Annotated in this window: 7 protein-coding genes; 6 read left to right on the top strand and 1 reads right to left on the bottom strand. The window is 70.1% G+C overall.

Translation table 11 applies throughout. The features are described from left to right. The first annotated feature begins 408 nt into the window (after positions 1–408). The 5 genes from E1285_RS41570 to E1285_RS41590 all read left to right on the top strand — a co-directional run bounded on the left by E1285_RS41570 (position 409) and on the right by E1285_RS41590 (position 6,464). Complete coding sequence (locus E1285_RS41570; RefSeq protein WP_132160208.1) at positions 409–1,692, top strand: hypothetical protein; 1,284 nt, start codon at positions 409–411, stop codon at positions 1,690–1,692. A gap of 364 nt (positions 1,693–2,056) precedes the next feature. Next, positions 2,057–3,580, top strand: coding sequence for an IS21 family transposase (gene istA / locus E1285_RS41575; RefSeq protein ID WP_132160210.1), 1,524 nt, complete (start codon positions 2,057–2,059; stop codon positions 3,578–3,580). Further along, positions 3,580–4,371 carry an IS21-like element helper ATPase IstB gene (gene istB, locus E1285_RS41580; protein ID WP_132160212.1) on the top strand — a complete coding sequence of 264 codons (792 nt, stop codon included), beginning with the start codon at positions 3,580–3,582 and terminating at the stop codon, positions 4,369–4,371. Before istA ends, istB begins: the two co-directional genes overlap by 1 nt. A 123-nt stretch (positions 4,372–4,494) precedes the next feature. Next, positions 4,495–6,240: a transposase gene (locus E1285_RS41585; protein WP_243723423.1), complete on the top strand. Its 1,746-nt coding sequence runs from the start codon at positions 4,495–4,497 to the stop codon at positions 6,238–6,240. A gap of 41 nt (positions 6,241–6,281) precedes the next feature. Then, positions 6,282–6,464 carry a hypothetical protein gene (locus E1285_RS41590; protein ID WP_132160214.1) on the top strand — a complete coding sequence of 61 codons (183 nt, stop codon included), beginning with the start codon at positions 6,282–6,284 and terminating at the stop codon, positions 6,462–6,464. A 1-nt stretch (position 6,465) separates the two neighbouring features. On the opposite strand, the gene E1285_RS41595 is transcribed toward E1285_RS41590, so the two are convergent. Then, entirely contained in the window at positions 6,466–6,882 is a 417-nt protein-coding gene (locus tag E1285_RS41595; RefSeq protein ID WP_132160216.1) for a VOC family protein, read from the bottom strand. A 72-nt stretch (positions 6,883–6,954) separates the two neighbouring features. Here E1285_RS41595 and E1285_RS41600 point away from each other — a divergent pair, with 72 nt between their 5' ends. After that, entirely contained in the window at positions 6,955–7,542 is a 588-nt protein-coding gene (locus tag E1285_RS41600; protein ID WP_243723422.1) for a TetR/AcrR family transcriptional regulator, read from the top strand. Positions 7,543–7,597 lie beyond the last annotated feature (55 nt).

Raw genomic sequence — 7,597 nt, forward strand, 5'->3', positions numbered from 1 at the left:
GGGCGCAGCGGGCCACGCGTGCGGGACGGCGAAGACGATCGCGGGCGATTCAGGGGCGCGGCTGGAGCGGTGCCGGGTAAGGGGGGACGCCGTCGAGGTTTCGGTGGCCGTGGACGCGGTGGTGCCGATGGGGATCGGAGGCGTAAAGGTCCTATCGCGGGCAAGGGCTGGTCCTGTGGGGCAGGAGGGCGTAATCTGGCGCGACACCAGTCGTTGCACTAAGTGTCAATAGACCGGGAGGAGTCGCGGAGGATGGGAAGCCACGCCTCTTTGTCATCGTCCTGTGACTTTTACTACCCAGTGGTACGTTACGCTCCTGTAAGCGCGTAGTTATCGCTCGACACATGAGCCCCGCGAGGCCCTCAGCGGGATGAGTCGAGCAGAAACGCTGTCGAAGGGATTGAGGCCGTGACCATCATCCGCAGGATCGGTGCAGTCGCGCTCGCGGCCCCCCTTGCGATGAGCTTCCCGGTACTCGCCGCACTCCCCGCGCAGGCCGCCGCGACAAGCGTCATCAGCCCCGCGGACGGCGCGGTCGTCAAGAGCGGCTCGGAGCTGACCGCCAAGGCCCACTTCGACTTCGCGGTCACCATGCAGCTGTGGGTGAGCGGCCCCGGGATCGGCGACACCTTCCTGCAGGAGAAGGGCTTCACCGGCGACATGTCCGGGACGTTCCCGATCCGGCGGAACGGCAGCTACAAGGTCTACTTGAAGGGCAAGCAGACCGGTCACATCTACGACTCCAACACCTTCGCCGTGCGCGTCGCGCCGGCGGCGCCCACCGGAGTGTCCGCCAAGGTGTCCGGTAGCAAGCTCGTCGTGAAGTGGAACCGCGGCCTTGAGGACGACCTCAACGGCTACGCGCTCTCGGGCTCGGGGATCAAGTCCAAGTCCGGTTCGGTGAACTCGCTCTGCCAGGGAACGAACTGCTCCACGAGCCTTCCGCTGACCCGGTCGAGCGGGCCGGTCTCCGTCGGCGTCCGCGCGCAGCGTCCCACCGGGCAGGGCGGATCGCTGTACTCGAGCACCGCCACCGCGAACGCCACGGTGAGCGGCGGCGGTTCCGCGTCACTGCCCGGAGGGTCGGCGCCGTCCCTTCCCTCGGCCGGCAGCGCACCCAGCTCCGGGACCCCGCTGACTCCGTTCAACAACGAGTCGCCGGTGACCCTCCCGTCCGTCCAGCCCGATGGCGCGGCGCCCGGGCTCACCTACCCCGCCCCGGAGATCGCCACCGACTCGCCGGAGGCCCAGAACATCGCGGCGACCGACCGGCTCCAGTGGGGCAAGAGCGTGGGCATAGCGATGATCCTCCTGATCGTCGCCGCGCACCTCGGAACGTGGACGCGGCGGCTGCGCACCTCCCATGCGGGGACCAGCAGCAAGGGCATGGCCGCCCGCATCGCGAGCGGCGGCACCGGCCGCAAGCGGGTCCGCAAGACCCGTGAGCAGATCGCCCGCGCCGAGGCTCTCGCCAAGACGGGCCCGGTCATGGCGGTCGGCAAGACCAACGGCGCCAAGGAATCCAAGCTCACGGGCAAGGGCTCCAAGCCCGCGCGCCCGGGTGACACCCTGGTCCTCAACCGGCCACAGGCGAAGGCGAAGCCCGCACGCCGCCCCGCGACCCTCGGCAAGACCAACCGCGGCGTGGAGGTCAAGATCGCCAAGTCCACCCCCAAGAGCCGCCACCGCTGACCATGCCCACCCTCGCCCCGGGTGGTGGGGGTTCTTAACTGCTGGCGGTTGAGTGTTCGTGAGTGTCCATAGCCGTTCATGACTGACGTGGGCGTGGTCATGAAGCCGGTGGAACGAGTGGTGGTGCACAGGGCTCTGTTCGCTTTTGTGCCGGGCGCGGGATGCCATGTGACGGGCCGCAACGGTGGGCACGTAGCTCGATTGCATGTTCGAGGAGAGTAACTTAAAGTATCTGACGGCGGCCATGGAAAGCTCCCCGTAGGCGGCCAGATACGGCCCCACTGACGGCCACGAAGTTCCCCGTGGACGGCCAGATATCTCCCCGCTTGATCGTGATCGTTCCCGGTCGGCGAGAGTCGGGCGGGTGAAGAACAGCAGGGAGATCATGGAGATCCTTGAGGCGTATGACCTCACGGGTAGTTACCGGGCCGCGGCCGAGCTGGCCGGGTGCGATCACCACACGGTGGCCCGGTATGTGAAGATGCGCGCGGCCGGGCAGGCGCCCGAGCAGCGTCGGCACCGGGAACGGGCGATCGACGCCTATCTGCCCAAGATCGAGGAGCTGGTGGTCCGGTCGCGGGGGAAGATCCGCGCGGACGTGGTCCATAAGCGGATCGTCGCGATGGGTTTCACCGGCGGGGAGCGCACCACCCGCCGCACGGTGGCAGAGGCCAAGGCCCAGTACCGGCTCGGCCGCCACCGCGTCTACCGGCCCTGGACGGTGGAGCCGGGGCTGTGGCTGCAGTGGGACTGGGGCTGGGGGCCGGTGATCGGCGGGCGGCAGGCCACGTTGTGGTGTGCGTGGCTGGCCTGGTCGCGGTTCCGGGTGGTGATTCCGGTTTGGGACAAGACACTGCCGACCATCGTGGCGTGCCTGGATGCGACGCTGCGGCGGATCGGCGGGGTGCCGGCCTATGCGCTGACCGACAACGAGCGCACCGTCACCACTGGCCATGTTGCGGGGATCGCGGTCCGCAACGCCGAGATCGTCGAGGTCGCCAAGCACTACGGCATGACCATCCGCACCTGCGTCCCTGCCGATCCCGAGTCCAAGGGCGGGTCGGAGGCCACGGTGCGGATCGCCAAGGCCGACCTGGTCCCCACCGAGGTCAACCTGCTGCCCGAGTACCGGACGTTCTCGCAGCTGGAGACGGCTTGCCGCGATTTCGGCGAGCAGGTGAACGGCCGCGTCCACAAGGAGACCAAGCGCAAGCCCGTCGAGATGCTCGCCGAGGAACGCCGGCGGCTGCACCCGCTGCCCCGGGCGCCGTTCACCGCGGCGTTCGGCACCACCCGCCGGGTGAACTGGAACTGCACCATCTCGGTCGAGGGGGTGCGCTACTCGGTCCCGCACCGCCTGGTCGACACCCGGGTCTGGGCCCGCTTCCACGGCGACGAGCTGATCGTCACCGCCGTCGCCGACGACGGCACCGCGGCCGAGGTCGCCCGCCACCGGCGCGGGACACCAGGAACACCGATGATCGACCAGACGCACTATCCGCCCCGCGAGAACAAGGCCGCCGACCGCACTCCCAAGGCCACCAACGCCGCCGAGGCCGCGTTCCTGATGCTCGGCCCCGGAGCGGCGTCCTGGCTGGTCGAGGCCGCCGCCACGGGCACCCGCCGGATCGGCGCCAAGATGACCGAGGCCGTCGCGCTGGCCAAACTGCACTCACCCGCCGCCGTCGACCGGGCATTGGGCACCGCCGCGATCACCGGCCGGTTCACCGAGGCCGACCTGCTGTCAATCCTGGACTACCAGGCCCGCCAGACCGACGCCGAGCCCACCCGAGCGGGCGAGGACCACAGCCTGCAGCCCGGCACATCGGCCTGGGCCGCGTTCGGCGCCATCAGCCCCGACACCGACACCGACGAGGAGCTGATCTGATGGCCGCGCCGCTGCACACCGTCGCAGGCTCGGCCGAAGACCCCCTGGCCGAGGCGATCAAGCTCACCCGCCGCCTGAAGCTCCCGCACATCCGCCGCACCCTGCCGGATCTGGTGCCCACCGCCAAGGCCCAGCGCTGGGACCCCGCCGAGGTCGTCCGGGTGCTGCTCGCCGAAGAGGCCGCCGGACGCGACCGCGCCAACCTCAACACCCGTCGCAAACGCGCCGGGTTCCCCGCCGGGAAGACCTTCGGCGACTGGGACGAGACCGCCTCGTCCATCCCCCGTCCCACCCAGGACGCCCTCAAAAGCCTGGAATGGGTCACCCGCCGCGAGAACCTGTGCGTCTGCGGCCCGTCCGGGACCGGCAAGTCGCACTTCTGCGAAGCCCTGGGCCAGGCCGCCGTCGAGGCCGGAATGAGTGTCGCCTGGTTCACCATCGAGGACCTGGGCGCCCTGGTCCGCCGCCACCGCGTCGACGACTCCATCGCCCGCGCCCTGGCCCGCATCATCCGCTCCGACCTCGTCATCATCGACGACATCGGCCTGCTGCCCGTCTCACCCGACGCAGCCGAAGGGTTCTACCGCCTGGTCGACGCCGCCTACGAACGACGCTCGCTGACCGTCTCCAGCAACCTGCACCCATCCGGCTTCGACGAGATCATGCCCAAGACCCTGGCCACCGCCACAGTCGACCGGCTCCTGCACCACGCCCACGTCGTGGTCACCCAGGGTGACAGCTTCCGCCTCACCCAAGCCACCTCCGGCCAGGGGGTGAAGCCCTTCAGCTGAGCTGACCAGCACCAACGGTGGGGAGATAACTGGCCGCCGTTGGGGAGAGCTCCGTGGCCGCCAGTGGGGACATCCCAAGGCCGCCTACGGGGAGAGCTGAATGGCCATTGACAAGTATCCGTCATGTCGCAACCCGCCATCGTCAAAGGTGTGGACGCCGTCCCCGCGGCGGCAACCCACCCCGGCGTGGGCGATGCCATCTGCGAGATCGGGCAGACCGCAGGACGGAACGGCCACCCGCAACACCTGCGGGCGATCGATGCGCCATTCGTGGCGGCCGGTCCGTCGGGGGTGGCGATCCGGGCCCGGCTCAAGGGCCTGACCGCCCGGGACGAACAGGTGCTGGGTGAGGTGGGTGCGCATCTGGGGTCGCTGGCCGGTCGGGACCTGAAGGCGCGGTGCCGGGCGGGGACGGCGCATGACGCCGACCGGTGGGCGGCGCGTAAGCGGGAGTTGACGGGTGAGTCGTCGGCGCGGTGGGCCGGGTCGATCACCAAGGCCACTCACGACCAGTGGGCGCTGGCCCGCCGTGGCCAGTTCGCGCACCTGAAGAGCTTGGAGGCCGGGGTCGCGGCCATCGAGCGGCGGCTGTCGGTCCCGGTCGGCCAGAAGGGCACCCGGCGGGCGGCGGGAGGGTACCGGTCCAGGCGGGAGTGGTTCGCCAAGTCCCGCCGCCTACACGTCCTCAAAGACCGTCTCACCCGCGTGCGGGCGGACTGGGACGCCGGGAAGGTACGGGTGGCGCGCGGCGGCAGGCGCCTGCTGAACAACCGCCACCACCTGGACGCCGCCGGGCTGACCGAGGAGCAGTGGCGGGCCCGGTGGGAGGCCGGGCGGTGGTTCTGCCAGGCCGACGGGGAGTCGGGCAAGCGGTACGGCAACGAGACCATCCGCGTCACCCCCGACGGCCAAGTATCGATCAGACTGCCCACCCCGCTGGCGCATCTGGCCAACGCCCCGCACGGCCGCTACGCCCTGACCGCCCGCGTCGGCTTCGCGCACCGGGGCGCCGAGTGGGCCGACCGCATCCAGGGCGACCGGGCGGTGGCCTACCGGATCCACCTCGACACCGGGCGGGGCCGCTGGTACCTCACCGCGTCCTGGCAGCGCCCCGCCGTCCCCGCGGTGTCGTTGGAGGCGGCCCGCGCCCGCGGCATCATCGGGGTGGACACCAACGCCGACCACCTGGCCGCCTACCACCTGGACGCCCACGGCAACCCGGTCGGCGACCCCATGCGGTTCGGCTACGACCTGTCCGGCACCGCCACCCACCGGGACGCACAGGTCCGGCACGCCATCACCGCCCTGCTGCACTGGGCCCGGCGATGCGGCGTCGCCGCCATCGCCATCGAAGACCTGGACTTCGCGCAGGATAAGACCCGGGAGAAGCACGGTCGCCGCACACGGTTCCGGCGGCTGGTCTCCGGCTTCCCCACCGGAAAGCTCAGGGCGCGGTTGGTGTCGATGGCCGCTGAGCAGGGTCTGGCGCTCGTCGCGGTCGATCCGGCGTACACCTCCAAGTGGGGTGACCAGCACTGGCGCAAGCCCCTCACCAGCAATAAACGAACAATGACCCGCCATGACGCCGCCTCGGTGGCGATTGGCAGACGCGCCCTCGGGCACCCGATCCGGCGACGGACGACACCGCCCTGCACCCACCAGAGCGATGGGCGCGGGCATCGGATCGTCCAGACTGAACCGAGTGCCCGGGGGCGTGAGGGAACCCGCCCACCCGTCACGGAACGCGCACACGATGCACGCCCCCGGACCGGGACACAGCGAACGCGGGCAACCAGCGCATCCAACACCGTTCGGGACGCGCGCAGTACCAGGACGTGGGTCCAAAACTCACTTCTGGACACTGTCTAGGAACGGTCACGGAGCAGTGGCTGGCGGGAACGGTCGTCGCGGTGCTCGGGTTCAAGCGTGCGATGAGCATGCGCCGGGAGTTGAGGGACCTCCGGGACGAGCACGAGGAGTCCCTGCAGACGCTTGAGATGGAGCGGCGGAAGCTGCAGCAGGCGCTGGCTCAGGCGCGGCGCGGGGGCGACGGTCACCCGTCCGTGCCCGCTCAGCGGGTCGCTCCGAACTGACTCACGGCGTCGTGTACTGGGCCTCGTAGGTCTCGGACGGGGCGATGGGCGTGATGACGTCGATGAGGACGCCGTTGGGGTCGGCCACGATGAAATGACGCTGCCCGAAGTCCTCGCTGCGCAGTTCGAGTTCGGGGCGCAGGCCCTCCTGGAGGACGAGCCGTTTCCACTCGGCGTCCACGTCCTCCACCTCGAAGTTCAGCAGAAGGCCCTGGACGGGCTTGCGGTACGCCTCCGGCAGCGTCGGGTGCGTGTAGTCGAGCAGGGCCAGTTCGTACGGGGATGTTCCGGGGCGGCGCAGGCTCACGTACCAGTCGGCCTCGAACGTCGTCTCGAACCCCAGCAGCTCGGTGTAGAAGCGGTGGGACTCCGCCGGCCGGGGCGTGCAGATCACGGGGTAGAAGCTGGTCAGTCGCATGGAATTCTCCTTTCACGTACCGTTGGTATGTGACGCTACACTGACGTACCGGCGGTATGTCAAGGAGGGCTCGTGAACGTCAGGGCACGGCAGCGGGAGCGGACGCGCGACGTGCTCCTGCGGGAGAGCAGGCGGCTGTTCGCCATGCGCGGGTACGGCGAGGTGAGCCTCTCCGAGATCGTCGGCGCGGCAGGCGTCACCAAGGGCGCGCTCTACCACCTGTTCGAAAGCAAGGCAGGGCTCTTCCGTGCCGTCCTGGAGGAGGTCCAGCAGGAGGTGGCCGCGGCCGTGGCGCGGACAGCCGACGCCGAGGACGACCCATGGACGCGTTTCACGGAGGGCTGCCAGGCGTTCCTCACGGCCAGCACGGCCCCGGACGTCCAGCGGATCATGCTCGTTGACGGCCCGGCGGTCCTGGGCTGGAACGAGTGGCGGGCACTGGACGAGGCGGGCTCGGCCAGCCATCTGGCCGATGTGATCGCCGAGTTGATCGGCGAGGGCCTGATCCCCGCCCAGCCGGTCGCGCCGTTGACCCATCTGCTTTCGGGCGCGATGAACGAGGCCGCGCTGTGGCTGGCCGCGTCGGGCGATCCCGAAGCGAGCCTGCCCGACACCCGCTCCGCACTCGCCCGGATGCTCGACTCACTACGCGTCGTTTGAGCGATCGACGGCCACTACCGCCGCGGGGTGGAGCCCGGGGGGTCAGGTGGGGGCG

It is taken from the genome of Actinomadura sp. 7K507 (assembly GCF_004348425.1).
In the GTDB taxonomy this organism is placed as follows: Bacteria; Actinomycetota; Actinomycetes; order Streptosporangiales; family Streptosporangiaceae; genus Spirillospora.